Annotated in this window: 23 protein-coding genes and 1 tRNA gene; 9 read left to right on the top strand and 15 right to left on the bottom strand. The window is 54.3% G+C overall.

Annotation, left to right across the window (positions count from 1 at the left end; genetic code table 11):
* Positions 1–109: 109 nt before the first annotated feature.
* On the top strand, positions 110–1,237 hold the full coding sequence (locus tag ACR0AL_RS05010) for an aminotransferase class V-fold PLP-dependent enzyme (protein WP_170548288.1): 1,128 nt from the start codon (positions 110–112) through the stop codon (positions 1,235–1,237).
* A 10-nt stretch (positions 1,238–1,247) separates the two neighbouring features.
* On the opposite strand, the gene ACR0AL_RS05005 is transcribed toward ACR0AL_RS05010, so the two are convergent.
* The 3 genes from ACR0AL_RS05005 to ACR0AL_RS04995 all read right to left on the bottom strand — a co-directional run bounded on the left by ACR0AL_RS05005 (position 1,248) and on the right by ACR0AL_RS04995 (position 3,500).
* Positions 1,248–2,444, bottom strand: coding sequence for a UbiH/UbiF family hydroxylase (locus ACR0AL_RS05005; RefSeq protein ID WP_480662178.1), 1,197 nt, complete (start codon positions 2,442–2,444; stop codon positions 1,248–1,250).
* Positions 2,445–2,520: 76 nt separating this feature from the next.
* On the bottom strand, positions 2,521–2,769 hold the full coding sequence (locus ACR0AL_RS05000) for a hypothetical protein (protein WP_170348344.1): 249 nt from the start codon (positions 2,767–2,769) through the stop codon (positions 2,521–2,523).
* An 86-nt stretch (positions 2,770–2,855) separates the two neighbouring features.
* Positions 2,856–3,500, bottom strand: coding sequence for a pyrimidine 5'-nucleotidase (locus ACR0AL_RS04995; RefSeq protein ID WP_480662176.1), 645 nt, complete (start codon positions 3,498–3,500; stop codon positions 2,856–2,858).
* 100 nt (positions 3,501–3,600) lie between these two features.
* Here ACR0AL_RS04995 and ACR0AL_RS04990 point away from each other — a divergent pair, with 100 nt between their 5' ends.
* Complete coding sequence (locus tag ACR0AL_RS04990) at positions 3,601–4,248, top strand: GntR family transcriptional regulator (protein ID WP_170348346.1); 648 nt, start codon at positions 3,601–3,603, stop codon at positions 4,246–4,248.
* Here the strand turns inward: ACR0AL_RS04990 and ACR0AL_RS04985 are convergent, their stop codons facing one another.
* Together ACR0AL_RS04985 and carA are read right to left on the bottom strand one after the other, a co-directional pair.
* The gene (locus tag ACR0AL_RS04985) at positions 4,249–6,126 is read right to left on the bottom strand and encodes a glycosyltransferase (protein WP_480662174.1); all 1,878 of its coding nucleotides are present in this window, start codon (positions 6,124–6,126) and stop codon (positions 4,249–4,251) included.
* 84 nt (positions 6,127–6,210) lie between these two features.
* The gene (carA, locus tag ACR0AL_RS04980) at positions 6,211–7,377 is read right to left on the bottom strand and encodes a glutamine-hydrolyzing carbamoyl-phosphate synthase small subunit (protein WP_170348348.1); all 1,167 of its coding nucleotides are present in this window, start codon (positions 7,375–7,377) and stop codon (positions 6,211–6,213) included.
* Between the two features lie 183 nt (positions 7,378–7,560).
* Between carA and ACR0AL_RS04975 the strand changes: the two genes are divergently transcribed.
* The gene (locus ACR0AL_RS04975; protein WP_170348349.1) at positions 7,561–8,046 is read left to right on the top strand and encodes a GatB/YqeY domain-containing protein; all 486 of its coding nucleotides are present in this window, start codon (positions 7,561–7,563) and stop codon (positions 8,044–8,046) included.
* A 25-nt stretch (positions 8,047–8,071) separates the two neighbouring features.
* On the opposite strand, the gene ACR0AL_RS04970 is transcribed toward ACR0AL_RS04975, so the two are convergent.
* The 4 genes from ACR0AL_RS04970 to ctaD form a co-directional block, all read right to left on the bottom strand.
* Positions 8,072–8,563: a DUF2244 domain-containing protein gene (locus ACR0AL_RS04970; RefSeq protein WP_480662172.1), complete on the bottom strand. Its 492-nt coding sequence runs from the start codon at positions 8,561–8,563 to the stop codon at positions 8,072–8,074.
* A 44-nt stretch (positions 8,564–8,607) separates the two neighbouring features.
* Positions 8,608–9,207: a 2-hydroxychromene-2-carboxylate isomerase gene (locus ACR0AL_RS04965; protein ID WP_170348351.1), complete on the bottom strand. Its 600-nt coding sequence runs from the start codon at positions 9,205–9,207 to the stop codon at positions 8,608–8,610.
* 105 nt (positions 9,208–9,312) lie between these two features.
* Positions 9,313–10,341, bottom strand: a complete 1,029-nt coding sequence (locus ACR0AL_RS04960) for a bestrophin family protein (RefSeq protein WP_170374823.1) — start codon at positions 10,339–10,341, stop codon at positions 9,313–9,315.
* A gap of 162 nt (positions 10,342–10,503) precedes the next feature.
* Complete coding sequence (gene ctaD / locus ACR0AL_RS04955) at positions 10,504–12,162, bottom strand: cytochrome c oxidase subunit I (protein ID WP_170348353.1); 1,659 nt, start codon at positions 12,160–12,162, stop codon at positions 10,504–10,506.
* Positions 12,163–12,466: 304 nt separating this feature from the next.
* Between ctaD and ACR0AL_RS04950 the strand changes: the two genes are divergently transcribed.
* Positions 12,467–12,886, top strand: coding sequence for an HIT family protein (locus ACR0AL_RS04950; RefSeq protein ID WP_170348354.1), 420 nt, complete (start codon positions 12,467–12,469; stop codon positions 12,884–12,886).
* Here the strand turns inward: ACR0AL_RS04950 and ACR0AL_RS04945 are convergent, their stop codons facing one another.
* Complete coding sequence (locus ACR0AL_RS04945) at positions 12,887–13,312, bottom strand: MerR family transcriptional regulator (protein WP_170348355.1); 426 nt, start codon at positions 13,310–13,312, stop codon at positions 12,887–12,889.
* Positions 13,313–13,393: 81 nt separating this feature from the next.
* Here ACR0AL_RS04945 and ACR0AL_RS04940 point away from each other — a divergent pair, with 81 nt between their 5' ends.
* Complete coding sequence (locus ACR0AL_RS04940) at positions 13,394–14,338, top strand: cation diffusion facilitator family transporter (protein ID WP_480662170.1); 945 nt, start codon at positions 13,394–13,396, stop codon at positions 14,336–14,338.
* A gap of 289 nt (positions 14,339–14,627) precedes the next feature.
* Here the strand turns inward: ACR0AL_RS04940 and lipB are convergent, their stop codons facing one another.
* Together lipB and ACR0AL_RS04930 are read right to left on the bottom strand one after the other, a co-directional pair.
* A complete protein-coding gene (lipB, locus tag ACR0AL_RS04935; RefSeq protein WP_170409416.1) occupies positions 14,628–15,284 on the bottom strand; it encodes a lipoyl(octanoyl) transferase LipB in 657 nt (218 codons plus the stop codon).
* 39 nt (positions 15,285–15,323) lie between these two features.
* Complete coding sequence (locus ACR0AL_RS04930) at positions 15,324–15,983, bottom strand: DsbA family oxidoreductase (RefSeq protein WP_170348358.1); 660 nt, start codon at positions 15,981–15,983, stop codon at positions 15,324–15,326.
* Between the two features lie 142 nt (positions 15,984–16,125).
* Between ACR0AL_RS04930 and ACR0AL_RS04925 the strand changes: the two genes are divergently transcribed.
* Positions 16,126–16,212 (top strand) — tRNA-Leu (locus ACR0AL_RS04925).
* Between the two features lie 835 nt (positions 16,213–17,047).
* On the opposite strand, the gene ACR0AL_RS04920 is transcribed toward ACR0AL_RS04925, so the two are convergent.
* Entirely contained in the window at positions 17,048–18,481 is a 1,434-nt protein-coding gene (locus ACR0AL_RS04920) for a sensor histidine kinase (protein ID WP_480662168.1), read from the bottom strand.
* A gap of 271 nt (positions 18,482–18,752) precedes the next feature.
* Here ACR0AL_RS04920 and ACR0AL_RS04915 point away from each other — a divergent pair, with 271 nt between their 5' ends.
* Positions 18,753–20,117: a cytochrome P450 gene (locus ACR0AL_RS04915; protein WP_480662166.1), complete on the top strand. Its 1,365-nt coding sequence runs from the start codon at positions 18,753–18,755 to the stop codon at positions 20,115–20,117.
* 63 nt (positions 20,118–20,180) lie between these two features.
* On the opposite strand, the gene ACR0AL_RS04910 is transcribed toward ACR0AL_RS04915, so the two are convergent.
* Positions 20,181–21,317 carry a response regulator gene (locus tag ACR0AL_RS04910; RefSeq protein WP_480662163.1) on the bottom strand — a complete coding sequence of 379 codons (1,137 nt, stop codon included), beginning with the start codon at positions 21,315–21,317 and terminating at the stop codon, positions 20,181–20,183.
* Between the two features lie 402 nt (positions 21,318–21,719).
* Positions 21,720–22,460: an acyl-homoserine-lactone synthase gene (locus ACR0AL_RS04905; RefSeq protein ID WP_254437169.1), complete on the bottom strand. Its 741-nt coding sequence runs from the start codon at positions 22,458–22,460 to the stop codon at positions 21,720–21,722.
* Positions 22,461–23,018: 558 nt separating this feature from the next.
* Here ACR0AL_RS04905 and ACR0AL_RS04900 point away from each other — a divergent pair.
* Both ACR0AL_RS04900 and ACR0AL_RS04895 read left to right on the top strand, forming a co-directional pair.
* Positions 23,019–23,960, top strand: a complete 942-nt coding sequence (locus ACR0AL_RS04900; RefSeq protein ID WP_170348362.1) for a response regulator — start codon at positions 23,019–23,021, stop codon at positions 23,958–23,960.
* Positions 23,961–24,851: 891 nt separating this feature from the next.
* The gene (locus ACR0AL_RS04895; RefSeq protein WP_480662161.1) at positions 24,852–25,835 is read left to right on the top strand and encodes a glycosyltransferase family 2 protein; all 984 of its coding nucleotides are present in this window, start codon (positions 24,852–24,854) and stop codon (positions 25,833–25,835) included.
* Positions 25,836–25,837 lie beyond the last annotated feature (2 nt).

The following is a 25,837-nucleotide window of genomic DNA, read 5'->3' as shown; positions in this document are numbered from 1 at the left end:
TTTGTTAGGATTTTGACTTCCGTTGCGTCAATTATCAGCACGAGACTGGGGCTGTACCATTCTCGAAAAAGGCCTCAAAATTCTGAAGGACAGTTTGAAAGGACACATCATGCCCGCGCTTTTGGAAAGTATCGACCCGAACGGGCTCGAAGAGTTTTCGGTTGTTTTTACGGATCGGTCGCTGAACCACATGTCAGCCCGGTTTCAGACTGTCATGCGCGATATTTCGTCCATCTTGTGTGATGTTTACAACGCCGATGGCGTTGCGGTGATCCCTGGTGGCGGTACTTATGGGATGGAAGCTGTGGCGCGCCAATTCGCGCGTAACGCCAATGTTCTGGTCGTGCGCAACGGGTGGTTTTCTTATCGTTGGAGCCAGATAATCGAATCTGCGGATTTGACGGCATCGGCGACCGTACTCAAGGCGCGGCAAACCGGAAACTCCAGCCCATCCCCATTTGCGCCGGCACCGATTGAAGAGGTGGTGTCAACAATTCGCGAGCAACGCCCCGATGTCGTATTTGCACCGCATGTGGAAACATCCGCAGGCCTCATATTGCCGAGCGATTACGTGACTGCCATGGCGGAGGCCGCGCATGAGGTTGGCGCATTGATGGTGCTGGATTGCATCGCTTCGGGCTGTGCCTGGATTGATATGAAGGCCACCGGCGTGGATGTCCTGATTTCGGCCCCTCAGAAAGGGTGGAGCGCCTCGCCTTGCGCCGGTCTGGTCATGCTGTCCGAGCGAGCCGAAGCGCGGCTGGAGGAGACAACGTCTGACAGTTTCGCTGTAGATCTGAAGAAATGGCGACAGATTATGCAGGCGTATGAGAACGGGGGGCACGCGTATCACGCGACCATGCCAACCGACGCGCTGCAGGCGTTCCGGGACACCATGGTTGAAACCCGTGATTACGGTTTTGAAAAACTGCGGGACGCTCAGTGGGCCTTGGGCAACGGAGTGCGGGCGATGCTGAAAGACAAAGGGCTGATCTCGGTCGCGGCAGACGGGTTCGGCGCGCCGGGGGTTGTGGTCACCTACACGTCGGACCCCGAAGTTCAGAATGGCAAGAAATTCGCCGCTTTGGGTATGCAGATCGCGGCAGGTGTTCCGCTGCAATGTGATGAGCCCGAAGGGTTCAGCACGTTCCGGTTGGGGCTGTTCGGATTGGACAAGCTTTATGACGTTGATGGCACAATCGCGCGGCTCAAGCGCGTATTGGACCAGGTTCTTTGATTGCAGGGCCTCAGCGCACGCCGAGGCCCATCTGCATCAACGTTTTTCGCACGGGCGGTAGGGAATAGAGCGCGTTCAACCCCATCGCGCGCGCATCCCGCAGCGGGCGCGCCTCGATCATCGAGGCGCGGTTCAGCAGGTCGATACCTTTAACGCGCATCTCGATTTCGGTGTGGCGGGCCTTGTGATAAGCGTCCAACATCTGCGCATCGCCCAGACCTTCGGGGCGGGCTTGTGCCAGATCCAGCAAGGTGCGCAGATCACCCAGCGACATGTTCAACCCCTGCGCGCCGATGGGGGGCACCACATGGGCAGCCTCGGCCATCAGAGCAACCCTTTCGCCCGACAACCGTTCCGCCGACTGGCTGATGATGGGCCAGATCGTCCGGCGTGAGGCCAGTTTCAGCGGCCCGAACAACCCACACGAGCGTTCGGTCATCAGTGCTTCGAACGCTTCGGGGTCGGTATTCAGTAGTTCAACGGCCCTAGGGCCGCGCTCCATCCACACAATCGCCGAGGAAGGCTGCCCCTGCCAGTCGGGTAGGGGGACCAGAGTGAACGGTCCACCCGAACGGTGAATCTCGGTCGAGACATTGTCGTGCTGAATCGGGTGTGTCACGGCAAAGGCCAGCGCTTTCTGACCGTAACGTGTGGTGTGAACATTGATTCCAGCTGCCTCACGCATTGGGGAATTGCGCCCGTCTGCGGCGATCACCAGCTTGCAGCGTATACGGCTGCCATCGCTCAGCCCCACACGGGCTTCGGCGGTGCGCGTAAACAGGCTGACGGTACCGGTGCCGGGGCGGAAATCGACATTGGGAAGTTCGGCCAGGCGGGTCACCATCTCGCGCCGCAGCAACCAGTTGGGCAGGTTCCAACCAAAGGGTTGGTCCGAAATATCGGCAGCGTTGAAATCGCGCACTACGCGGGGTTCGGGAACGTCGCCTCCTGCATCCACGATTCGCATGATCTGAAGGGGTGCCGCGTATTCGTCCAGCCGTTGCCACAGCCCGCATTGCGCCAACAACCCATGCGCAGGTTGCAAAAAGGCGGTGGTCCGCAGGTCGGATCCGTCCACATCTCGTTCGGTAATCGGTGGTGCGGGGTCGACGCAAACCACGTCGAACCCGGCAGTTCCAAAGACCGCCGCAGCGGTCAGTCCGGCGATTCCTCCGCCAGAAATCAGGATATCACAGCTGTCAGTCATGGCCTTGGTCTCCGAGTCTTGGGCAGAACCTAGTTCGGTTCCAAGGCCGGTGCCAAGTGACATCCTGTCCCGTGTGTCAGCCGCGCGAGATCAGGATGAGCAGGATGAACATCATCGGCACCATCATGACGGCCGGGATGTAAAGCCCAGGCAGGCCGAAGAGCAGCGCCGAACATCCCCACATGCTGAAAATGGCGGCTGCCGTGTAATACCAATCTTCGGCCGTTCCATTGGCGGCATCGCGGGCCAGCCAGCCGAAAACGGGGATTGCAAACAACAGGCGCTGCCAGATGGGCAGGCGCCGAGGCATCTCGATCGCGCTCATGGGGTCTCCGATTCTGTTCGTCGCTGAGGCGCATATAGGATCGATTTCGCACCTGCAGAATGTGCGGATCGTCGCAGTGTGACAGCCTATCGCAGGCGAGCCAGAAAGGCGGTCAAATCGTCGGTGTGATGGTGGATATGGTCCGCCTCGTGCGGCTCGGGCGCGACGTGGACGGTGCGCATTCCCATTGCATGCGGGGCGGCCAGATTGCGCGGGTCATCCTCGAACATGGCGGCCTGCGCAGCATCGATTCCGTCTTGCGCAAAGATCGCCTCAAACGCTGCCTGTTCGGGCTTGGGGCGATAACCGGCGTGTTCGACCCCGTAGATCGCATCGAACAGACCGTTGAGGCCGCGCGCCTCAAGTACACGTTCCGCATAGGGCGCGCTGCCGTTGGTATACACGATCCGACGACCGGGCAGGGATTGGATGTGATCGGCCAGTTCGGCATCGGGGTCTATGTGGCTCATGTCGACCTGATGGACGGCGTGCAGATAGGGATCGGGATCCAGATCATGCTCGGCCATCAGCCCAGCCAGCGTAGTTCCGTATTGCCGCCAGTAATGTGAGCGCAGCCGATCCGCTTCGGCCCGGTCAACGCCGATAGCCTGTACCACGTAATCCGTCATCAACACCTCGATCTGATCGAACAGGCGCATATGCGGCGGGTAGAGCGTGTTGTCGAGGTCGAACACCCATTGGGTGACGTGAGCAAAAGCTGGTTTGACCATGGGGTTTGTTTAGGCCGCAAAGGCACGGTTTTCAATGCTGCTCTTGATCCACAGGGCAAGTGACGGATAGACATATCCGAACGAGGAGACAAACCACCATATGCCCCAGTCCAGACAGCCGTCCAAAGACGCCTATAGCCTAATTCTCGAAGCGATCGACGTAGGCGTTTACAAGCCTGGCGACCGTCTGGTCGAAAGCGAGCTTGCCGAACGGTTCGGTGTATCGCGCACACCTATTCGCGAAGCTCTGCAGCGACTTGAAACGCAATCCCTCTTGGAGCGGGACGGGCGGTCACTGATCGTGGCCTCGCTGAACCACAACCAGATGGCCGAGTTGTACGTCGTACGACGCGAGTTGGAAGGGTTAGCGGCCAAGCTGGCCGCAAAGCACGCAACCGAAGAAGAAATCAAAGTGCTGCAGGAAATGGTGACCGAGGATGACGCGCTGGTCGACGACCCTCAGGCTTTGTCTCGGGCGAACCGCCGGTTTCACGAGCAGATACATCTGGCCTCGCACAACCGCTATCTGGTGCAGCAGCTGGATCTTGTGCATCGCACCATGGCGCTGATGGCCACGACGTCGCTGGCGGTGCAAGGGCGCGGTGAGATTGCGCAGAGCGAACATAAGGGAATTGTCGAAGCCATCGCTGCGCGTGACGAAGAGGCCGCGGCACGCGCGCTCAAGGATCACATTTCTGTGGCGTTCATGACGCGGCTGAAACAGGACGCGGTTCTGCGCGAGAACTGATCAGGCGGGCGGCAGGCTTTCTTCACTGGCCTGCCCGTGTTGCGTTTTGTCCCAGAAGAACGGGTTCAGCACCAATTCCCATAAGGCTTTATAGGCCGCCAGAACACCCAATGGGAAATACAGCGGCATGGTCGGCACCCACGGCAATAGAAACCGTCTTTCACGTGCTGAAACGGCGATGGCGCCAACTGCAATATTGGTGATCTCGGCGCTTAGAAAAAGGCCGATCAGTGCTGCCAGAACCGCGTCAGAGAGAAAAGGGTCTAACGGGCTGGCCAAGCCAAAGCTTGTCAGCCAGAACAGCCACAGAACCGGTGCCAGCAGGAATTGCCCGACAGTTCCCAGGAAAAAGGCCTGCACGCCTAAAAACCGAAATAGCCCTAGATCTTGAAGCAGCCGCGTGGGGGCCCGCATGTGAACCAGGTAGGTCACCATGAACCCTTTTAGCCACCGTGATCTTTGTCGTACCCAGGGCCAGGCGCGGAAATTGGCCTCTTCATAGGTGGCGGTGTCCACCATTTCGGTGCGATAGCCGGCGCGCGAAAGGCGCACACCAAGATCGGCGTCCTCGGTGACGTTGTGGGCGTCCCAGCCGCCCAACTCCAACAGCTTGTCACGGCGGAAAAAGAACGTGGTTCCGCCCAAGGGCACAACTAGACCAAGCCGCGCGACGCCCTGAAGGACGACCCGAAACCAGCTGTTGTATTCAATGGTAAAACAACGGGACCGCCAATTGGTGCGAGGGTTGTAGTAGTCCAATACGCCCTGCAAGCAGACAACATCTTCGTCCGCCTGGGTGAAATGGCGGACGACACGTTCGATCTGATCAGGCTGCGGCGCGTCCTCGGCATCCCAGACACCCAGAATATCGCCGCGGCAGAAATCCAGCGCATAGTTCATGGCGCGGGGTTTGGTGGTCAGACCGTTCAGCTCGGGCACTTCGACGGTTCTGATCCAACTGGGCAGAGCAACCTGAGCAAGAGTGGCGCGTGTTACCTCGTCGGTTTCCTCAAGCACCAGAATAATGTCCAGCAGCGCCTTGGGGTAAGTAAGCCGTTGCAACCGATGAATGAGCGCGTCGGCGATTTCACGTTCCTTATAAAGCGGCACCATGATCGACACACAAGGCAACGCTTGTGGCGGAGCTGCTGGGTTTGCCCTGGGCCGGTGTTTTGCCGAATGCCAGACAAAGGCCAGCAGCCCGGCAAGGCGCAGGCACAAAAACAAGACAAGGCTGATCACGGCGGCGGCGACCAGAACGGTCAGCCCTGTCGTGGGGAAAGCAGCAAACAGCCCCGTAAGCCCTGTTAGGGCAAGGGCGGGTCCTATACGAGATTTCGGGGTCCATGATCTGCAGCTTTGATCCAGCTCCACGCGCGTCTCGGCCGATTGGGCAAGCGGAGAGGCGTAAATGCGCGCGATGGTGTTGTCGATCTGATCGGCACCGGCGAGTACCGGCATGACGGTGTAACCGGCATCCTCAAACCCGCTGCGCACGGCGGGGAACAGATCGGGTCGCGCAGTTGCCACAAGCAGGATTGGACCCAGGCGGCGCCAGGGAATGACGTTATGTTTCAGCCAGAATTCAACTGGTTTAAATTGACACAATTCCAGGGGCGGGGGCGAACTGTTGATATCGGCAATCTGTAGACCGGTTTGTTCGGACAGCGCGCAGAGAATATCCTTACGGGTGACCCAATCTTCGGCCACCAGAATTTCGCCCAGCAGTGCCTGTTGCCAGGATTGCAGAAACAACGCCTCGTCCAGTTGTGACCGGGTGATCAGACCTCGATCAATCAGACACGCCCCCAATGGCTTACGGTCTTGCGCAGGGATCGGTGCGGCACGCGCGAAATGCTGCAGGTTTAATTCGACCATAATGAAACAACCCTGACGCGGTTACCAGACGTCAGGGTTGCGCAATTTAGGTTAACACCAGGTTAACTATGATCGAACTGGCTATTATGCCTGTGCTTTCTGGGCTGCCATTGCCTCAGCAAAGCGTTCAAACAGATAATAACTGTCCTGTGGGCCGGGCGAGGCCTCGGGGTGGTGCTGTACCGAATAAACCGGACGGTCGGTCATGCGGATACCGCAGTTTGACCCGTCAAACAGCGAGCGGTGCGTTTCCACCACGCCGTCGGGCAAGGATTGTGCATCAACCGCAAAGCCATGGTTCATCGAGGTGATCTCGACCTTGCCAGTGTCCATATCCTTGACCGGGTGGTTGGCGCCGTGGTGGCCGTGGTTCATCTTGACGGTCTGACCGCCAAGCGCCAGCGCCAGCATTTGGTGGCCAAGGCAGATGCCAAAGACCGGCAGTTCGGTGGTGTCCAGAACCTCTTTGATCATCGGCACGGCGTATTCGCCCGTTGCGGCCGGGTCGCCGGGGCCGTTGGAGAGGAACACTCCGTCAGGATTGTGGGCCAGTACCTCGGCCGCTGTCGCGGTGGCGGGCAATACGGTTACATCGCATCCAGCCGACGCCAGGCAACGCAAGATGTTGCGCTTGGCACCGTAATCGATGGCGACAACCTTGTGCACGGGGGCTTCCTGACGGGTGTATCCGTCGGGCCAGGCCCAACGCATCTCATCCCAGCGATAGCTTTGGGCGCAGGTGACCTCTTTGGCCAAATCCATGCCTTCAAGCCCAGCAAAACCCCGCGCAGCGGCAATCAGCGCAGCGATGTCGAAATTGCCCTCGGGGTCATGGGCCAGCGCCACATGCGGCGCGCCTTGCTGCCGGATGGCGCGCGTCAGACGGCGGGTGTCCACACCGCCGATAGCGATGCGGCCACGGCTGGCCAGCCAGGTCTTCAACTCTTCAGTTGCGCGCCAGTTGGACGCATCGGTCGGGTCCCATTTTACCACCATCCCGGCAGCAACCGGATCGCCGGTTTCGTCATCCTCGGGGTTTACACCGACATTGCCGATATGGGGGAAAGTAAAGGTCACGATCTGACCGGCATAAGAGGGATCGGTCATGATCTCCTGATATCCGGTCATGGCAGTGTTAAAGCACAACTCGGCCACGGTTTGGCCGGTGGCACCGAAGCCCATCCCGTAGAACAATGTTCCGTCGGCCAAAGCCAGACATGCGGTGGGCTTGGACGGGGCGTTCTGGGCCATGGGGCGACTCTCCTGCTGGGTAAATCGGCGCATACCTAAGGGGGTTGTGGCGCTGGGTCAAGTCTGTTCAAAATTTGGGCTATTGTGAAAAATCAATTACTTAGCGATATTCACCCCCTGTTGTATCACGCTTTTTGTTTCGATATGGTCAGGGTTCCTTTTCCATGGGGATGGACAGAACATATGGATATGCGATCACGGGTGAACTCAGCCCTGAAGCAAGCAATGAAAGACAAGAATGCCGAGCGTCTGTCGACGCTGCGCTTGATCAATGCCGCAATCAAGGACCGCGATATTGCCTCGCGGGCTGCAGAAAACGAAGAGGCCAAGGGCTGCGGCGATACCGAGGTCCTTGAAATTCTTGGTAAAATGACCAAACAGCGCAAGGAAAGCGCGCGCGCCTATGAAGAAGGCGGACGGCTGGACTTGGCCGAGCGCGAGTTGCGTGAGGTTGAAGTCATCGAGGAGTTTCTGCCCAAGCAATTGGACGATGACGAGGTTTCCAAGGCCATTCAAACGGCAATCACTGCGACAGGTGCGGGTTCGATCCGCGACATGGGCAAAGTGATGGGAGAACTTAAGACCCGGTACACCGGCCAGATGGATTTTGGCAAAGTCGGGCCGATGGTCAAAGATCAGCTTTGCGCGGCAACAGGCGGCGGTTGCTGATCCTTCTTTCAGTCTGAAACGGCTTTTACTGCGCGACCGGTTCGCGCAGTTTTTGTATCAGGTCGTCGTATAGCGCGATGCGTTCTTCCTCGGACAGAAATGACCCTATTTCAACTTCGCGCCCATCTCCGGTCAGCGTCACGTAATTCGGGACAGGTCCACCGCGTTTATGCATTTCGGGGCGGGCCCAATAGCGGTTGCAGGTCCATTCTTGCTGACCGCTGCGCGGGTCAAGGTGGACGAGGTGCGCCCGCGTGCCAGTCAGTGTCAGAATCTCGAACACGCTGCGCGCGCGATAGTTGGTCTGGATCGCCAGCCACAGTCCCAGAACGGTTACTAGCAGGAAAGGCAAAAGCCCCCAAAGGATGATCGACCCAAGCACTGCCAACAGCGGGATCAGTCCAAACAGAAACACAGACAGAATCACGATCATCGCCCCGCGTGGAGGCAGTGAATTATGCGGCCAGAGGCGCAATTCCTGTTCAGTTTCAGACGTTTTTGTCCATCGGTAGGGCATGGCTGATATGTAGCGCAATGCTGTGGCGTTTCGAAGGGAAATGATTACGCAACGTGGCCAACACGCACCCAGGATAGCGCGTCGTCCAGTCGGTCATCTCCCCAGAAAACCTCGCCGCGGACGACAAGGCTGGGGGCGCCGAAAACACCCAGCTTGGCGGCCCGTTCGGTTTCCGCTTCAAGTGCGGCCACGGTATCAGGGCTGCGAGCGCGGGACAGTACCAGGCGCGGGTCCTGCTGGCATCTGTGCAGCGCTTCTGAGATCGCGGTTTCGCTGCCGGCTTCGATATTTTCTTCGAACCAAATGCGATACAGGGCCAACGTGAAATTCTTACCCCAGCCATCGCCCATACCCAGCAAGGCAACCTGATTGGCAAGCGCCAGGTCCGAGATCGGGTAGGGTACAGGCAGCTTGGCGTGGATGTGATATTTTGCGGCCCGACGTTCGATATCGCGCCACATATATGCGGACTTCACCGGTTTACCTGCAAAGGGAATATTCTTCTGATCCGCCATGACCGTGCGTACGTTGAAGGGCCGCCAAGTTACGGCAACGTCATGTTCGTCGCACCAATCATCCAGCCGCATGATCGTCAGGAAGCTGTAGGTGCTGCCAATGGAATACCAAAAATCAATTTCGGGCATGTAATCACTCCGATCTCAGAGTTCCTTCACCTATCATACCCTAAAATGGTCGGATTTTCGAATTTTGCCTGAAACACGCGGTTCACCAGCGTGGTGGCACGTTGTTCAAAACAGGGCTTTTTCGACAGGTTGCGCGGGTTGGGGCGCAACACCGCAGCCGGTCATCTGACGCATATCAATCTCGATTGTTCGGCACAGCGCCGAGATTGGCACGTCGGTGACATCCCCTTCGAACGGATCCTCCATCGAGGCACTGACGCGCTCGGTCACAAAGAAGATCCAGCAAACCAGCGCGCCGACAGGGGCAAAGGTCATCCAGTCGAACAGCACTGTTCTTATCATCGAGGCATCGGTGCCCACCATGATGGAACGTTCGTCGTTGAAGGCCAGAGGCAACAGGAAAATGAATATCCAGCTGAACAGGCGGCCGACCTCGGCAACCTGACGCGGGAATGGAGTGTTTTTGATCCGCTCGCACTGGCCTTGCGCCGTCGTAAACCGGGATAAGCGATCCATCAGCGCCACGTGCCAGAAGGGGTCGATCTTTCCCTGTTGCGCCATATCTGACAAACGACGGGCCTGCAGGTTGATAAGACAGGCCGCGCGGTTGGTCTTGTCCTCTAACAGCGGCAAATCCGCCTCAAGTTGACTACTCCGCCAGCTTTCGGGATTTTGATGCAGGTCTTCGTGGCCTGATACGGGCTTGTGGCCGAACATCCATGGCCTGCGTTTGCGACCGGTAATTGCAGGTTGGCGCAGCTGATAGGCCAGCATGTTTATCCAGGCGATGTGCCGCTCGATCAGTTCATCGCGCAGGTCTTCTTCAATCACTGAGCCATTTGGTTGAACCAAGGTACTGATCGTATTGCCCCAGTCCCGGCTTGTATTGGCGATATCACCCCAAACCCCGCGGGCTTCGGTCCAGCGGCCATAGGTGGAAGTGTTCTTGAAGCCCAGAAAAAACGCCACTGCCAAACCCAACATCGCTACTGGTGGGCTGGGATTCGAAATCAGGTCAATCGGCGTCAGTTCATCGATCACCTGAACCAGTAAAATCCAGGCCAGAACGATACCGATAAAACCGACCGAACCTTTGAGCAGTTTTCTAATCGAAATGCCATCATGAAGTATCATGGTTTGCGTGTCTTCCGCCGGGGCGCCCTGAATTCCTGTTTTTGAATACTATTCCCATGGTGCTGGATGTGTCTATGCACGTGCCGGACAGGGTGCAGAGACCGGACACAAAAAAAAGCCCCGCTCAAGGCGGGGCTTTAATGGGTTTATCGGACTGCGGGATCAGTGCGCGTGGCCTTTGTCCCAGTCTTCCTGCTTTGGCAGCTGCTCGAACGTATGCTCAGGCGGCGGCGAGGGCAGGGTCCATTCCAGCGTGTCCGCGTATTCGTTCCAAGGGTTCGGACGGGTCTCTTTCGCGCCACGCAGCAGGGCATAGATCACGATGCCGAAGAACAGCAGGAACGAAGCGAAGGAAATAAACGCACCAATCGACGATACAAAGTTCCACTGGGCGAAAGCCTCAGGATAGTCGATGTAGCGGCGGGGCATGCCCTGACGGCCCAGGAAGTGCTGCGGGAAGAAGGTCAGGTTGGCGCCGATGAAGAACAGCCAGAAGTGAACCTTGCCCCAGAACTCTGAGTACTGACGACCAGTCATCTTTGAGAAGTAGAAGTAGACACCGGCAAAGATTGCAAAAACAGCACCCAGCGACATTACATAGTGGAAGTGCGCAACGACATAGTAGGTGTCATGATAGGCGCGGTCGATACCTGCCTGCGACAGTACAACGCCGGTCACACCACCAACGGTGAACAGGAACAGGAAGCCGAAGGCAAACAGCATCGGCGTCTTGAACTCGATGGAACCGCCCCACATTGTGGCAATCCATGAGAAGACCTTGACGCCTGTCGGCACCGCGATGACCATTGTGGCCAACATGAAGTACGCCTGCTGACGCAGCGACATGCCAACGGTGTACATGTGGTGCGCCCATACGACGAAGCCCAGAACGCCAATTGCGATAATCGCCCAGACCATTGGCAGGTAACCGAAGATCGGCTTGCGTGCGAAGGTCGCAATCACGTGGCTGATGATGCCGAAGCCGGGCAGGATCACGATGTACACTTCCGGGTGGCCAAAGAACCACAGGATGTGCTGATACAGGATCGGGTCACCGCCACCTGCCGGGTCAAAGAAGGTGAAGCCAAAGTTGCGGTCCATCAGCAACATGGTGATCGCGCCGGCCAGAACCGGCAGCGACAGAAGAATCAGCCACGAAGTGACGAAGATCGACCAACTGAATAGCGGCACCTTAAACAGCGTCATGCCAGGGGCACGCATGTTCAGGAAGGTGGTGATCATGTTGATCGCGCCGAGGATCGAGGAGGCGCCCGATACGTGTACGGCGAAGATCGCAAGGTCCATGGACATGCCGCCCTCGGTCGTGGACAGCGGCGGGTATAGAACCCATCCGACACCCGAACCAAGCTGGTCGTTCCCACCGGGGCTCAGCAACGAAGCCACGCCCAGCGAGGTACCGGCGACGTACAGCCAGAAGGACAGGTTGTTCATCCGCGGGAACGCCATATCCGGCGCGCCGATCTGCAACGGCATGAAATAGTTGCCAAATCCGCCGAAAAGAGCCGGGATGACAACGAAGAACATCATCAGAACACCATGGTAGGTGATCATCACGTTCCACAGGTGTCCGTTCGGGGTACACGGGTCGGCCATGAAGCCTTCCAGGCACATGAACTGCACACCGGGGTGCATCAGCTCGAGCCGCATGTAAACGGTCATCAGAACCGAGATCAGACCGGCTAGTGCCGAGACGATCAGGTACAGAATCCCGATGTCCTTGTGGTTGGTCGACATGAACCAGCGGGTAAAGAATCCGCGATTATCTTCATGCTCGTGACCATGAATGGCTGCGTCTGCCATTTAGGTGCCTCCTGTTGCAACTGCACCGCGCAGCCAGACCTCTCTGGCGCGCGGGATTCCTGCTGGTTTTAGAGGGCGAAGGGGGCACCTTCAATGGCCGAGTTTGATCTGGATCAAGAATAATTGTCGCGGGTGGGAGGAAATCCCGCGAATTCTTGGTCTCAGTCAGGCCCTATCTGGCGATGGCTGTCAAAATTTCAAGGGTCCGCTTCTGCCCATTCGTGCGGCGTGGCAGAGTTCCGCCTTGACCCCCGGTTGTGTGGGTCGCAGTACTATCCCCAATTCCCGAAACCGGAGACAAGATATGGCCGCTTACGATCCCGACAACATCTTTGCCAAGATCCTGCGCGGGGAAATTCCCGCGACCCGCGTGTACGAGGATGACGAAACGCTGGCTTTTATGGATATCATGCCGCGGTCCGACGGGCATCTGTTGGTGATCCCCAAAACACCCTGCCGGAACCTGCTGGACGCATCACCTGCGCAACTGGCTGCCGTGACGGCAACCGTGCAGAAGCTGGCGAACGCTGTGGTCAAGGCGTTTGACGCAGACGGGGTCACCGTTCAGCAATTTAACGAGGCCGCAGGCGGACAAGAGGTGTTTCACCTGCATGTCCACATCCTGCCGCGTCAGGAAGGTGTTGCCATGCGGCCTCCGGGCAAGATGGGTGACTTCGACCTGATCGCCCAGCATGCGGACAAGATCAAAGCAGCGCTGGTCTGATCACCCCTTGCCGTCGTGCGGCCCAAGGCACGCGCTGTGGTCGCCGAACGTGTGGAGCACGGCGCAAACATGGTCGTGCCCACCGTCACAAGCCGAGGCGATACGGGTCAGTTCCGCCTCAAGCCTGACCAATTGGGCGATACGCTCGCGTACATCCGCCAATTGACGTTCGGCGATTTCATGTGCCCGGTTCAAATCATCGCCATGCGCGCCTTCCAAGGATAACAGTGCCTCAATATCGCTCAAAGGCAGGCCAAGGTCTCGCCCGTGGCGAATGAACTGCAACCGATTTAATACGGCAGTGTCATACCGGCGCTGATTTCCAGCCGTTCTTTCCGGCTTTGGCAGCAACCCTTTGTCTTCGTAAAACCGGATTGTGGGCACTTTGACGCCGGTTCGCCGGGAAAGCTCTCCGATCGAGTACATTTTTCGGCTTTCCTCTCTTGAACCTCTAGTGACTAGAGGAATTACATGTACTGTCCCGCCAAAACAAGGAACACCGGCACCATGGCACATCATCACGGCCACGAGGGACATAAACATCACCATATCGACCCGGACGCAGGCGATATGCGCGTCGCAGGGGCGATAGGGGTGAACATGCTGCTGACCCTGGCGCAAGTCATCGGCGGCATCCTTTCCGGGTCTCTGGCACTGATTGCAGACGCGTTGCACAATTTTTCGGACGCTATCGCCCTGATCATCGCTTTTTTCGCACGTAAGATTGCCCGTCGCCCCGCCGATCCGCGTATGAGTTTTGGCTATGGCCGGGCTGAGGTGGTCGCGGCGCTGGTCAATTACACCACACTGATCGTGTTGTCGGTGTATCTGTTGTACGAAGGTGTCATGCGGTTTTTCCAGCCCGAGCCTGTCAACGGCTGGATGGTTGTCTGGATCGCCGCGCTTGCCTTGGTCGTCGACCTTATCACCGCTGCGCTGACCTATTCGATGTCGAAGGACAGCATGAACATTCGTGCGGCCTTTATCCACAATGTCGCTGACGCCCTTGGATCGGTTGCCGTCATTGTCGCAGGTGCGGCCGTCATACTGTTTGGCTGGACCTGGGTCGACCCTGCGGTGACGATCCTGATCTCGGTCTACATCCTGTGGCACGTGAAATCTGAGATCGGAGAAACGATCCGGGTGCTGATGCTGGGCGCGCCGCCCAATCTGTCGCCCGAGGATGTGGCCACCGCGATCGAAGCCACTGAAGGAGTGGCCGGTGTCCACCATATCCACCTTTGGAGCATGCAGGAGCAGGAACCAGCCCTGACCGCGCATCTTGAGATCGACGCCCAAAGCTGGACAGACGCGGAAACCATAAGATTGTTGGTGAAAGAAACCCTGAGGTCGCGGTTCGCAATCGGGCATGTCACATTGGAGTTGGAGCGCGCGGGCAAAACGCATGCAGCATTGCCCCGGTTTGGACATGACAATTTGCAAGGGTCCTGAAAAGGAATTGCCGTTCCGATTTTGGGGTCGGAACGGCAGACTCGTAAACAAACACTTTTTCCGACACCCAGGTCTTCAGGGATCACCGGTTTAACACACCACTCACTCTAGAACGGTAAAGTTAGACTACCCGTTAACGCGCAATTTGTATCGTTCTGAGTGAGCTTTCCGCCAAATAAACTCAAAATTAACGGGCTAAATGGCAGATTGCATACGGGTTCGGAAACAAAGGGAATTCTTAGGGGGAATTGTCAATTCGCCTTGCCGCGTTTAGCGATTCGAATTCAGGCTATGCGATCGCCGTTTCGAAACTTTCCGCAAAGGTTTTTTGCAAGGCAGCGTCCACGTCGGCCATCGTTACAGGCAAGCCTAGATCGACCAGAGACGTCACACCATGCTCGCTGATTCCACAGGGGACGATGCCGGAAAAATGCTCAAGATCAGGTTCAACATTGATTGAGATACCGTGAAAGCTGACCCATTTGCGCAGGCGCAATCCAATGGCTGCGATCTTGTCTTCGGCTGGCTGGCCGGTCACCGTAAGCGGCTTGTCATCACGTTGCACCCACACGCCGACACGGCCGTCGCGAATTTCGCCTTTAACGTTGAACTCGGCCAAGGCTGCGATCACCCAAGTCTCAAGCTTTTTGACAAAGCCCCGCACGTCCTTACCGCGTTTGTTCAGGTCCAGCATGACATAAGCCACGCGCTGACCGGGGCCGTGATAAGTATACTCTCCACCACGCTTGGCTTCGTAGACCGGAAAGCGATCTGGATCCGTCAGATCCTCGGACCGGGCCGAGGTGCCTGCCGTATAGAGCGGCGGGTGTTCCAGCAGCCAGACACACTCGTCCGCCTCGCCCGCAGCGATGGCCGCGACGCGCGCCTCCATAAAGGCGACGGCTTCGGTGTAATCGGTTAACCCGTCGGTGATCTTCCATTCCATGGCGGTTCCATATCGCGCAGGTGCGGCAAGGGGAAGGGGTCAGGCGGCCTCGGCCAGGCACCTTTGCAGAATCTGGGCATAGGTGTCTGTGCCCTGCGCCCCGGTCACCAGATATTTGCCGCCGAACACCATTGACGGGACACCGGAAATGCCCCGGCTGGTCCAGAACTCTTGCTTCTTACGTACTGCGGCGACATGCGCACCGGATTCCAGCGCAGATCGCGCCGCGTCAACGGGCAGACCGGCCTCTGCAACTGCTTCAAGCAACACATCAATCTTCGACACATCCTTCTGGTCGGTGAAATACGCCTTGAACAGGGCAAGTTTAAGCGGATGCTGGCGGCCCTGAGCTTCGGCCCAGTCCAACAGTTGGTGGGCCGCAAAGGTGTTCACCATTCGGCTGTCTTCATTGAAATTGAACGCAAACCCCAGCTCGACCCCCAACTGCGTCAGCCGATCCCGATTCAGTTGGCTTTGTTCCGCGGTCGAGCCGTATTTCTCCATGATATGCTCGCGCAGGTTCTGGCCTTCTGGCGGCATGGTCGGGTTCAGTTCGAACGGATGCCATCTAAGGCGCGCCAGAACATTTTCCTGCTTCAGAGCCAGATCAAGCTGTTGAAATCCGACGATACACCAGGGGCAGACGACGTCTGAAATGATGTCGATCTGAAGGACGGGGCGGGGATCTGCGGCAGTCATGTTCAGACTCCTGAGCGGAAGATGAAGGATACGTTGACGATACAGATATGAATACAGACGGGGAATTCAAACTGGCGTGTTTTTGTCTCTTCACATCCTGATCATCTGCGTCTATACGCCCCACTACTAAGTCACTGGCAGTGCGGTCGTGGCGGAATTGGTAGACGCGCAGCGTTGAGGTCGCTGTGGGGTAACTCCCGTGGAAGTTCGAGTCTTCTCGACCGCACCAAATAATTCATCTCGTTGTGTAATTTCAATTTATCATGTTGGCGTGAACGATCTTGGTCCACCTAAAGGCTTGTGATTTGGTCATCGGCGCAACGTAGTCGCTTTCGCTGCTTCTGCACGCGTGCGCTGATGCCTCCGATCGTCGAGTAGAGTGCCGACAACCGATCAAGTACATAAATGGCTTCCACCAACTACTGTTTATCGAGGATGAATCTCCACTGCTGGTTAAAAGGCTGTATGAGGGCGTCAACGTAATTAGCTGCCGCACATGTGAAGGCTGATCAGCCGCGAGTATTGAGATAAACGTGCAACACGGGCCTAATAACTGCGACGACCATACAATCTGAGTTGGGCGTCAAAACTTGAGTGAATTAGTTCAAATAGAGTGCGCCCAATCGATGAAGCAGCTGAATATGTTGACAGTCCGGCGGTCATTGGCTTTTTTGTTTCCGGTTTACATCAATTAGAACAACTAAAACGAACAAAACACGAGAATTTCTCGGTGCTCGGACAGCTCATCCCTTATGATGTTCGTAGTAATATCGCGGCCTGCAAGTAGTAGGCCTATTTGCCGAAAGTTGTGAATCTACTGCATCTTCGGAAGTGTATTTGGTAACGAGTGTGCTGTTTCGATCGTATGATCGGGACAGCATTTTCTTTTTGGAGTTGCTTTGGCAATATGCAGGCTCCCTCATTTTACCACTGACGATCTCGAGTGTGCCACGAGGTCTTGTGATCATAGGGATAACTTCACCACTGAAAATCCGCTACTGAATCACGGGATTGCTTCAAAGATGCAAAGTGATGTGCCATCGAAATTGCTTGGCAGGAATTCGTTATCGTTGCTCCGGTTGCGCGGCGCAGGTTAGTGAGGTGTGCTCGGCTCCGGCGGAACCTACCTCGTGCCCGCTTATCGCGGGAAACATAACAAAGAACTCTGTGCCTTCACCAAGTTTGCTTCTGTAGTCTATTGTACCGCCAAAATGCTCAACAATTTCCTTTGAAATGTGCATCCCGAGTCCGGTACCGCCTGCGTGACGTTCATCGGAGGAGTCTATCTGGGAAAAGCGATCGAATACTTTGTCATGGAACCCCTCAGGTATCCCGATGCCATGGTCTTTGACGAAGAGGCGAATATTCATGCCGACTTTCTCGCATCCGACGGTTATCTCGCCTCCATCAAGGGAGAATTTAGCTGCGTTGGAGATAATGTTGGCCAACACCTGAAGAAGGCGGGAGGCATCACCTTTAACGTACAGATCATTGTTTCCCCTTAAGTCTTCTACAATTTCTACGTTGTGAGCACTGGTGTATCCCATGTTACAGGCAATCGCTTCCTGAATCAGCGCATGTACATCAACAGTTCCTTCACGGTAGTTCATCTCGCCCGCTTCCATTTTTTGAATGTCCAGCACATCATTGATTAAGGATGCGAGCCGTTCGCAGTTTTTACCTGCTAAATGAATGAGGCTTTGCATTGATTCTGGAGCTTCACCCAATGCGCCTGTGTTGATTAGGTCAAGTGATCCCTTGATCGAAGTGAGAGGCGTACGCAGTTCATGGCTAACTGTCGATATGAACTGAGTTTTCGCAATGTAGGCCGCTTTTGTTCTTTCGTGCTCTGCTTTGAGCTTTTCGAGTTGTTCCAAGTTCCTGCGGTAGAGCTTCAGAAACACCATCGAACAGTCAATCAGAAAGTACATTACAAAGATAACGGTGAAGAAGTGCAGCCAGAGTTCAGATGAAAGCTCGGGGCGTTCGGTCCAGATATCTTTGACGACAATCAACATGAACGATACGCCGTACATGGTCAGACGGACAATCATTGCCCACAGAAACTGATGGTTGTTCATTGCAGCAAACAACGCCGCAGCAAACAAGAAGAACATTGGAGTAAAGTGACCGCCGGCGGGTTGTGCGAAAGCAACTGAAACAGCATACAGGCAGATTGCAGTTGAGCTGAGGATCGTGTTCAACAGAATCCAAGCAACCATCATACCAATTGCTTTGTGCTGATCTGGCTTTAAGCGCGGTACGCGTTTGGCCAGCAATAAATCTTGCGCTTCGCATATGAGGATTGTCCCATAGAACAGCATGGCGTTAACGGGATCGAAGAAGAACGCAGTCAAAATGGTCGTGGCCAGATAAATAGCCTGCCGCTGCCACAGAAGCGCAAAGCTCATGGCAGTATAATCTATTATGTTTTGCAGAAGCCGGTTTTCCGTTTCACCAGAATCCCGGTCCGGCAGATTGGCGTCGATGGCTGTCATCTAGATGTCTTCGTTTTTCGCGCTTGGACAGTACCATTAGCGGCATAATGAGGACTTAGTTGGTCTGAATTGGGTTCACAGTTTGGCGCTAATCCTTTGAAGGCCACCGTGATTGTTGGCGTTTCACGCAAGATTCTGATGTGAGAGGTTGAAAAATTTTTGTTGCGCAAATGCAGTGTGGGGCGCCCAGAATTGACGATCTCGTTGCTAAGTGCAATTTTTTTTATCTTAATGTGCCATAAAGAAGGAGAAAATCTAAAAGGGTTGGGGTTTGACTGCAGTTGAATTTACGAAGTTGGGGCAGGGCGCTGTCGCTCCTGTTTCGGCTAGGCTTGCAAAAAAGCCGGTGACACTGCTTCAGTTTGCAAGGTCCGCTGGTCGAAACATGTTTGAAGTCATCCCGGCCGAAACCCTGCGTGAAACTTATGTTCGTGGGCCTTTAAACATACACTATATCTGCGATCCTGAAATAATAACCGAGCTACTTGTCGGGCAGGGCCGTTCGTTTCCCAAAGCCAAGTTCACTAAAGACATTATTGGATCGGCTGTAGGCAACGGGTTGATACTCTCTGAAGGGGAAAAATGGCGTCAGCAGCGGCGTAGGTATTCTCCACTATTCGCCGCCAGGAACCTCCCGGTTCTGGCTCGGCATTTTGCAGAGACTGGTGTCGAGATTGCAGATTCATTGGCGGAACACGAAGGCCCCGTAGATGTTGCACAAATTGCACCTGCATCAACGTTGACGAATATTTCCAGGGTGATTTTTTCGGGTAACAAGAAAGTCAGTTCAGAGCAAATACGCGTGGGGCTGATCAAGTATTTTGAGTACATTTCTGATTTGTCTCTTTTCGATTTAATGGGTTTGCCAAAGTGGGTGCCGCGCAAGAATTGGCTACGCAGCCTGGCCCCGGTGACTAATATGCGGAACCTTGCCAGACAGGTTATTGATCAGCGTCGCTCCGAATGCCGCAGCGAGCCACAGGATTTCCTCGATTTCATGATTGAGGCGTTGAAAACAGATTTCGAGGATGAAGCGACAACCGTTGACAACCTTTTAACCTTTGTCGTCGCTGGTCATGAAACTTCCGCCAACGCTCTGGCCTGGGGGTATTATCTGCTGGCGTTGCACCAAGATATGCAAGCTAGGGTTAGACAAGAAATTCGGTCGGTTCGCCCCAAAGGTCCAATGGAGTTTTCTGACCTGGAGGCAATGCCACTCCTGCGCGCCCATGTAAAAGAGACGCTGCGGCTTTACCCTTCAGCCGCGTTCTTTGCTAGAGACGCAACTGCCGACCTTGAAATCAAAGGGGTAAAGATTGCAAATGGTGACGCGCTGTTCTTCCCAGTTTACTCTTTGCACAGAAACGAAAAACTATGGGATGCTCCTGACCACTATCGACCGGAACGGTTCTTGGGATCTACACTACCTCGAGGTCAGTACATTCCATTTGGAGATGGTCCCAGAATCTGCATTGGTGCTCAGTACGCTGAAACTGAAATCATGGTACTTATGGCTTCGGTGCTCCGTCGAATAAATTTTTCGATTACAGAGTCTGAATTACCGGAACCAGTTTTGACATTCACCATGCGTACCAGTGGCCCACTCATCCTCAATGCCGAACGGGTTCGCGAATAAAGTTGATATCTAAACTCCAGTGCCTGACCTTTGATCGACGTCAGGCCTGGCGATAGAATTAGCTTACTGCCGGCGAGTGAGGTAAGTGTTATCGCCGTACAGCTCACGCAAGACTACATCAAACAATCTATCGTTGACCATTTCTTTGCGATGCGGTGTGGGCTCTGAAAATGTGGAAGAGGTTGTAACCAGACCCTTTCTGAGATTGGCCTCACGATGATTCACTTTTTTGATAGCCGTGTCCAAAGAGGCGAATGCTCCAACCTTCGTAAAAGAACGAAGCGATACCGGTGTACCTTTCACCACTTTAAGATGGACAGATGCGCAGCGGTTGCTGAGAACAGTCCCTAGTTCTTGGTTTAGGAAAGCTTCGGTCGGAATATTCTGGGTGCGTTCCCGCCCATGTGTAACAACGAGAAATGCGCCACTCCCGCGATAGGAATAAATTCCTCCAGCAGCCTGTGTTGTTCTTTCAATGCAGAATCCAATGTCGGAAACAGATCGCCGAAAATCACCAAAATTCTTCAGATCAAAGTGATACTCGGCGTCACGAAATTTGATTGCGGTGACCCAGGTGTCAAATCGACGCCTCCGTGAAAGCTGCTCGACATAGTTATCGAATTCGACATACCCCAAGCATTGTTCCTGCTCGTCGATAGACAAAGGATCCTTGAAATTGAATTTCTGGTTGAAATCCAATTCACTGCGAAGGTTTTCTATCGACGCCGATGAGGATTGGGTTTTCCTTCTTTCCATCATCAGAAGGTGAGCAGCGTTCATACGGCTGCGCAATTCAAAGAAGTCGAAGGGTTTAGTTACATAATCAAACGCGCCTTCTAAAAATGCCTTCTCGATGTTGTGCCTGTCATCCAGTGCAGTCAGCATTATGACAGGTGTTTCCAGATTTTCCGGCAGGTTTCGGATTTGCGAAAGCAATTCTATCCCTGAGGTTCCAGGCATCTGAATGTCAACAAGCAGACAGTCGAACGGGGATTCTGCTGCTTCTATCATCCCAAGCGCTTCATCAGCTGAACTGGCAGCAGCCACATTGCAGTTTTCGAGTTCAGGAAGTGCTGACTGGAGCAATTTCAAAATGTCAGGATCATCATCAACCGCCAGTACAGTAAGTGCGGTCTTTCTTTGCGCTCGATGCTCTAAATTTCTTTGGAACCGATCACTGCCAAATGTGGAATGTCTCATAACTGGTGAACCGTTGATATCCTCATAACGGGATAAACTTATGAGGAGAGTGGGCCGAAACAGCGGCAAAAATGGAGAAAGTCTTCTTAGAAAGGGGCTTTTTCTTGACCTTTATTTGGCGCCAACGGCCTCAATAACGAATTGCCAGTCATTGTTGTGAACTAGCGTCGCTTTCTCTTAACGTTATTTTTTCGGCAATCTGTTGGCGCTAAAGGGCAGTCTACGATCGCAAAACTACGGAATTGAACAACGGTTGGAAGTCTAAGCATCGTCTCTGGAAACCCACGAAAATGCAATACAGCCGAGTTCTCCCAATAGTCTTAAAATCAACCTTAGTTGCAATGAAATATGCGTCGGGCGTCCAAGAGTAAATAAGACAATCTAGTGGATGAGGTGTTCCATTTACTTGTGGATGTTGAATAAAACCGACTGACTGATGGTGCCATCGATGGAAAACTTTGCGCCGACAGGCGAGGCATTGATGCCCAGTCGCCGTGACCACCGTGCCCAGACTGAGGGGACGATGCCCAGGATGCTGGTCGCACCACCTTCCATCGCGACAGTAGTCATCTGGTGAAACAACTCCTGTTGAACCGGAAGCCTGCGTGACGATGCAACATCCTTTGCCACGAAGAAACGGGATGCTTCCCAAACCGAGCGCTTTACCGGGGCGTCAATAAATAGAACGTCAGTTGGTATTCCTTTAAGGATACCTCTTTGCGCGTCGCGCAGCATATAACTGTATACCCCGCACTCTGCAGTCGTGGGCAGAAGTCGCACACCTCCTAAGACCTCACCGAATTCATGCAACACAACCCATCGACAGGCTGGCGTGTCGTATTGGTCAAATTCCATCCCGTCAGCTTCGCCAACTTGCCACTTTAACTGGTCAATGAAAATTGATTTTCTGGTTTCAAGGTATTTTGTCAGAAGGGTGCCATGCTCGGAAATATTGCGAAAATTAAGTGTAGTCGCGCGAATATGGCCAATGTTGCCACGTGGCATTGGCGGACTGCTATTGGCAGCAAATATTTCTAGTCGCGCCAAAGTATTTGGTGCGCCTGAAGTGCCGTTAGCAGGTGTCAGTTCCGGAAGCTCCTCCGGGACCGGGTATGTCTGCTTATACCTGAGTGGTTGGTCCATATTTTACTCATATTTCTGACACACTTATGGCAAGATTCAACTCAGCAAGTCCACAACCCTATGCGGTAGTTGCCCGAATAGATGGATAGGTGTGTCTAAATCTCCTCCCTTCCTTTGGTTACCTTCGCTAATTGACCAAAAACTCTAGAAAGTTCTTGGCTTCTATTTTCTCCCGCAGGTTCCACTTTTTTCCCCATGTCTGGCAACATTTTGAAAAAATACAGCTTCTCTTATGTATTCCTTTCAAATTCTCGCCCGGATCAGGCGCGGTTTCGCTATCCAATAGTATTTTGAGGCAGTCGTGACGGCTGAGAGGAGCAAAGTTAAAATGGCATCAAGAATTGGAGGGATTTGCTTTTCAGTATGCGCTCTCGCACGGGAAGAATTGCGCAAGTTAAAAAAAATGCACAGACATAAGGAAGCCCACCTTGTGTCACCGTTTTGCCGTCTTCGTAAGAGAGGATGAGAAAACCCTGAGTGTATCATGCGCGAGCCAACCGTTGCCTGAAGTCTGCAATGCCCAACGTTTGGTGAGGTGTAAAAGGTTGGTGAAAAGTTATGCGTATTCTTGCTGTAGACGACGATCCTAGCATCCTGGAGTTGCTAGATAGAGTTCTAGACGCGTTCGGTTATAAAGACGTCGTCACCGCCAGAAGTGGGCGAGAGGCCATTGAAATACTGTCACGACCTAACGAAGCGTTCGACTGCTTGCTACTGGATGTGCAGATGCCGCAAATGAACGGCATAACTCTTTGCGAAGAAGTGCGAAAATTACCAGATTACACTTACACGCCTATTATCATGGTGACCGCCATGGTGCAAAAAGAGTACATCGACGAAGCATTCGGAGTTGGGGCGACGGACTACGTTACAAAGCCTTTTGAGTTCTCTGATCTGAAGCAGAGGTTGTCTGACGCCTATAGAATGGCAGCGGAACGCAGAGCGGCAATCGAAGTGCTGGAAGCTGAAGCGGATTTTGAGTTGTGTTTTGGCAATAGTCCGGACGTTCGCTTAAGTGATCCGCAATGTTTCGGAGATTTGCCCGGTTTCATTGGGTTAGCTGAATTTGAGAACTACGTAATTCAGCTTTCAACGATGCACTCCATGGCTGCAAAGCTTGTGGCGGTGAAATGTATAGGCGCCGAACAAATCTATGAGACGAGCACGGTCAGTGAATTCCGTAGTGCCATGACTTTAGCTGGTACAGCGGTTCTGTCAGCTAGTCAGGAAGGGCGTAAAGTGGCGACCTATTGGGGAAATGGCGTGTTCTTGGTGATCTACGACAATCAAGTTAATTTGAGCGTGGACCAGTTAGGAGCTCCGCTTCCGGAGGCATTGAAAGAAGTTTCCGGTGACACCACTTCAGGTCGGCCAATTGGCTTCCAAGTTAGCGAAGAAGTTATGCTTAAAGCCAAAACCAAGATGGAGGCGTTGTTCTTGATAGACAAGGCCGTCGAAATGGCTGAAATGTCGGAAGGCCGAGCGGCGAATATTGGTTGAAAAACTGCATTTATGGATGGTGATTGAGACTAGGCTGTTGGTGTAAAAAATACATTAGAACGCCCTGAGTTTTTCATTTTGCTGGTTTAAATCGATCCGCGCGCTCGTTCATCAGACGTTCAACCTTTGTGCTTTTGGCCTACTTTGTCCGTTCTCAGTGCCTACCCGGCGGCAACAACTCGGAGAAAGAACCCGTAAGCTTCTTCTCGAAATTTGATCTGATGCGAGATCTGGCGTATTCGCCTCTCTCTAATTTCCTGAAGGTTTCTTTCGCGACCACGGTCAAAGCGTGATCGGTCTAAGCAGCTTCCCGGCGTATCCCTTCTTGTTCTTTGATGGGGTCTTTGCCTTTACGGGCTACGGGTCGCCATTTCTCTACTTCTTGGCGTGAATCTTTAGAGCTATGGCTGACAGAGCACCCCACCCCATCCCTCTGCGAAGCCTGTGGATAGGAACCCGAAGCACTACTTGCCAGCATCACCGTCGTTTTTGGCAGCCAGAGGTACTCGCCATCCAAGCACTAGCCGGTTTGAGTGTTCTTCACTTGCAATGATGGTAGCTTGTTGAGTGCTGGAATTTGGTCCACCCTATGGTCCACCTTTTAGTGTGAGACACAGTGAACCACTCTGAAGCGAAATGAAGCCACATTTTTATATTTTTCAGTAACCTAGACGACTTTTTGAAGCAAACAGAAACGGTCAGAAGTATGCGTGTTCAAGTCTTCAATGCATCTCGACCGCACCATTCTCTTCTTAATTCATGGCGATCAGCCCTTTGGATCGGGGTAGAGTTGCACCAGTTTGTGCCGGATTGCTGATTACTCCAATTCCTGTCTCGCCCGCGCCTTCTGGGTTGTGTATGACGAAGGTCAACGCAAGTCGGGAAGTATTAATGTCTCAGGCCATTACCGTATTCACCACTATGAAGAACGAAGGCCCCTATATGCTGGAATGGGTCGCGTTTCATAAAACATTGGGGGTCGATCACTTTGTGATCTTCACCAACGATTGCGACGATGGCACCGACGATATTGCCCGCCGACTGCAGGAGTTGGGGTTGGCCACCCATGTCTCGAACGAGGTGAAAGAGGGGGGCAATCCACAGCATCAGATGCTGCGTCGGGCGCGGCGTCAGCCCAAGGTCAAGGAAGCGGATTGGCTGTTATGTCTGGATGTGGATGAGTTCTGGAACATCCGCCACGGCGACAACAGCTTTGACGCGTTGATCACCGAGGTCGAAAACCGTGCAGGGCGGCAGGTGGATGCGATTTCATTTGCTTGGAAACTGTTTGGCAGTTCCGGCAATATCAGTTTTGAAGACAGGCCCGTAACCGAAACCTTCGCGATGGGAGATCAGGAGTTTCCATACCATTCGGGCCGGGCGTTTGGACTTAAAACCCTGTTTCGCAACAATGGCAAATTCACCCGGTTTGGCCCGCATCGCCCAAAGGGTATGGAAGAAGGCAAGGAAAGTGAGATTGCCTGGTCTGACGCCGGGGGCAAGCTGTTTCCGGCCGAAAAGGTGGGCTGGCGCGCTTGGCGTGGGTTCGATCATTCACTTGGGCGCCTGCATCATTACTCGGTTCGATCGCTGGACGGATTTCTGATCAAGCGAGACCGGGGGAGGACCAACCATATCAAAGTGGATCAGGGGCAATCCTACTGGCAGGACATGAATGCCAACAAAGAAGCTGACCAATCCATTCAGCCCATCGCACGGCGCGCGGCGCCATTGTTGGCAGAGCTGAAGGCGGACGAGACGTTGGGCGCGCTGCACGCAAAGGCCTGTGACTGGCACCGTGCCAAGGTCGCCGAGATAAAAATGCGGCCTGACTGGGTGGATTTTCGGGTTTGGCTGGCGGATAATCTTATCTGAAG

Source organism: Ruegeria sp. BB1 (genome assembly GCF_056539465.1).
This window is presented reverse-complemented; position numbering and strand designations above follow the sequence as displayed.

Bases quoted from the DNA above. Each gene is read 5' to 3' on its own strand.
- ACR0AL_RS05010 (WP_170548288.1), top strand. From the start codon at position 110: ATGCCCGCGCTTTTGGAAAGTATCGACCCGAACGGGCTCGAAGAGTTT.
- ACR0AL_RS05005 (WP_480662178.1), bottom strand. From the start codon at position 2,444: ATGACTGACAGCTGTGATATCCTGATTTCTGGCGGAGGAATCGCCGGA.
- ACR0AL_RS05000 (WP_170348344.1), bottom strand. From the start codon at position 2,769: ATGAGCGCGATCGAGATGCCTCGGCGCCTGCCCATCTGGCAGCGCCTG.
- ACR0AL_RS04995 (WP_480662176.1), bottom strand. From the start codon at position 3,500: ATGGTCAAACCAGCTTTTGCTCACGTCACCCAATGGGTGTTCGACCTC.
- ACR0AL_RS04990 (WP_170348346.1), top strand. From the start codon at position 3,601: ATGCCCCAGTCCAGACAGCCGTCCAAAGACGCCTATAGCCTAATTCTC.
- ACR0AL_RS04985 (WP_480662174.1), bottom strand. From the start codon at position 6,126: ATGGTCGAATTAAACCTGCAGCATTTCGCGCGTGCCGCACCGATCCCT.
- carA (WP_170348348.1), bottom strand. From the start codon at position 7,377: ATGGCCCAGAACGCCCCGTCCAAGCCCACCGCATGTCTGGCTTTGGCC.
- ACR0AL_RS04975 (WP_170348349.1), top strand. From the start codon at position 7,561: ATGGATATGCGATCACGGGTGAACTCAGCCCTGAAGCAAGCAATGAAA.
- ACR0AL_RS04970 (WP_480662172.1), bottom strand. From the start codon at position 8,563: ATGCCCTACCGATGGACAAAAACGTCTGAAACTGAACAGGAATTGCGC.
- ACR0AL_RS04965 (WP_170348351.1), bottom strand. From the start codon at position 9,207: ATGCCCGAAATTGATTTTTGGTATTCCATTGGCAGCACCTACAGCTTC.
- ACR0AL_RS04960 (WP_170374823.1), bottom strand. From the start codon at position 10,341: ATGATACTTCATGATGGCATTTCGATTAGAAAACTGCTCAAAGGTTCG.
- ctaD (WP_170348353.1), bottom strand. From the start codon at position 12,162: ATGGCAGACGCAGCCATTCATGGTCACGAGCATGAAGATAATCGCGGA.
- ACR0AL_RS04950 (WP_170348354.1), top strand. From the start codon at position 12,467: ATGGCCGCTTACGATCCCGACAACATCTTTGCCAAGATCCTGCGCGGG.
- ACR0AL_RS04945 (WP_170348355.1), bottom strand. From the start codon at position 13,312: ATGTACTCGATCGGAGAGCTTTCCCGGCGAACCGGCGTCAAAGTGCCC.
- ACR0AL_RS04940 (WP_480662170.1), top strand. From the start codon at position 13,394: ATGGCACATCATCACGGCCACGAGGGACATAAACATCACCATATCGAC.
- lipB (WP_170409416.1), bottom strand. From the start codon at position 15,284: ATGGAATGGAAGATCACCGACGGGTTAACCGATTACACCGAAGCCGTC.
- ACR0AL_RS04930 (WP_170348358.1), bottom strand. From the start codon at position 15,983: ATGACTGCCGCAGATCCCCGCCCCGTCCTTCAGATCGACATCATTTCA.
- ACR0AL_RS04920 (WP_480662168.1), bottom strand. From the start codon at position 18,481: ATGACAGCCATCGACGCCAATCTGCCGGACCGGGATTCTGGTGAAACG.
- ACR0AL_RS04910 (WP_480662163.1), bottom strand. From the start codon at position 21,317: ATGAGACATTCCACATTTGGCAGTGATCGGTTCCAAAGAAATTTAGAG.
- ACR0AL_RS04905 (WP_254437169.1), bottom strand. From the start codon at position 22,460: ATGGACCAACCACTCAGGTATAAGCAGACATACCCGGTCCCGGAGGAG.
- ACR0AL_RS04900 (WP_170348362.1), top strand. From the start codon at position 23,019: ATGCGTATTCTTGCTGTAGACGACGATCCTAGCATCCTGGAGTTGCTA.
- ACR0AL_RS04895 (WP_480662161.1), top strand. From the start codon at position 24,852: ATGTCTCAGGCCATTACCGTATTCACCACTATGAAGAACGAAGGCCCC.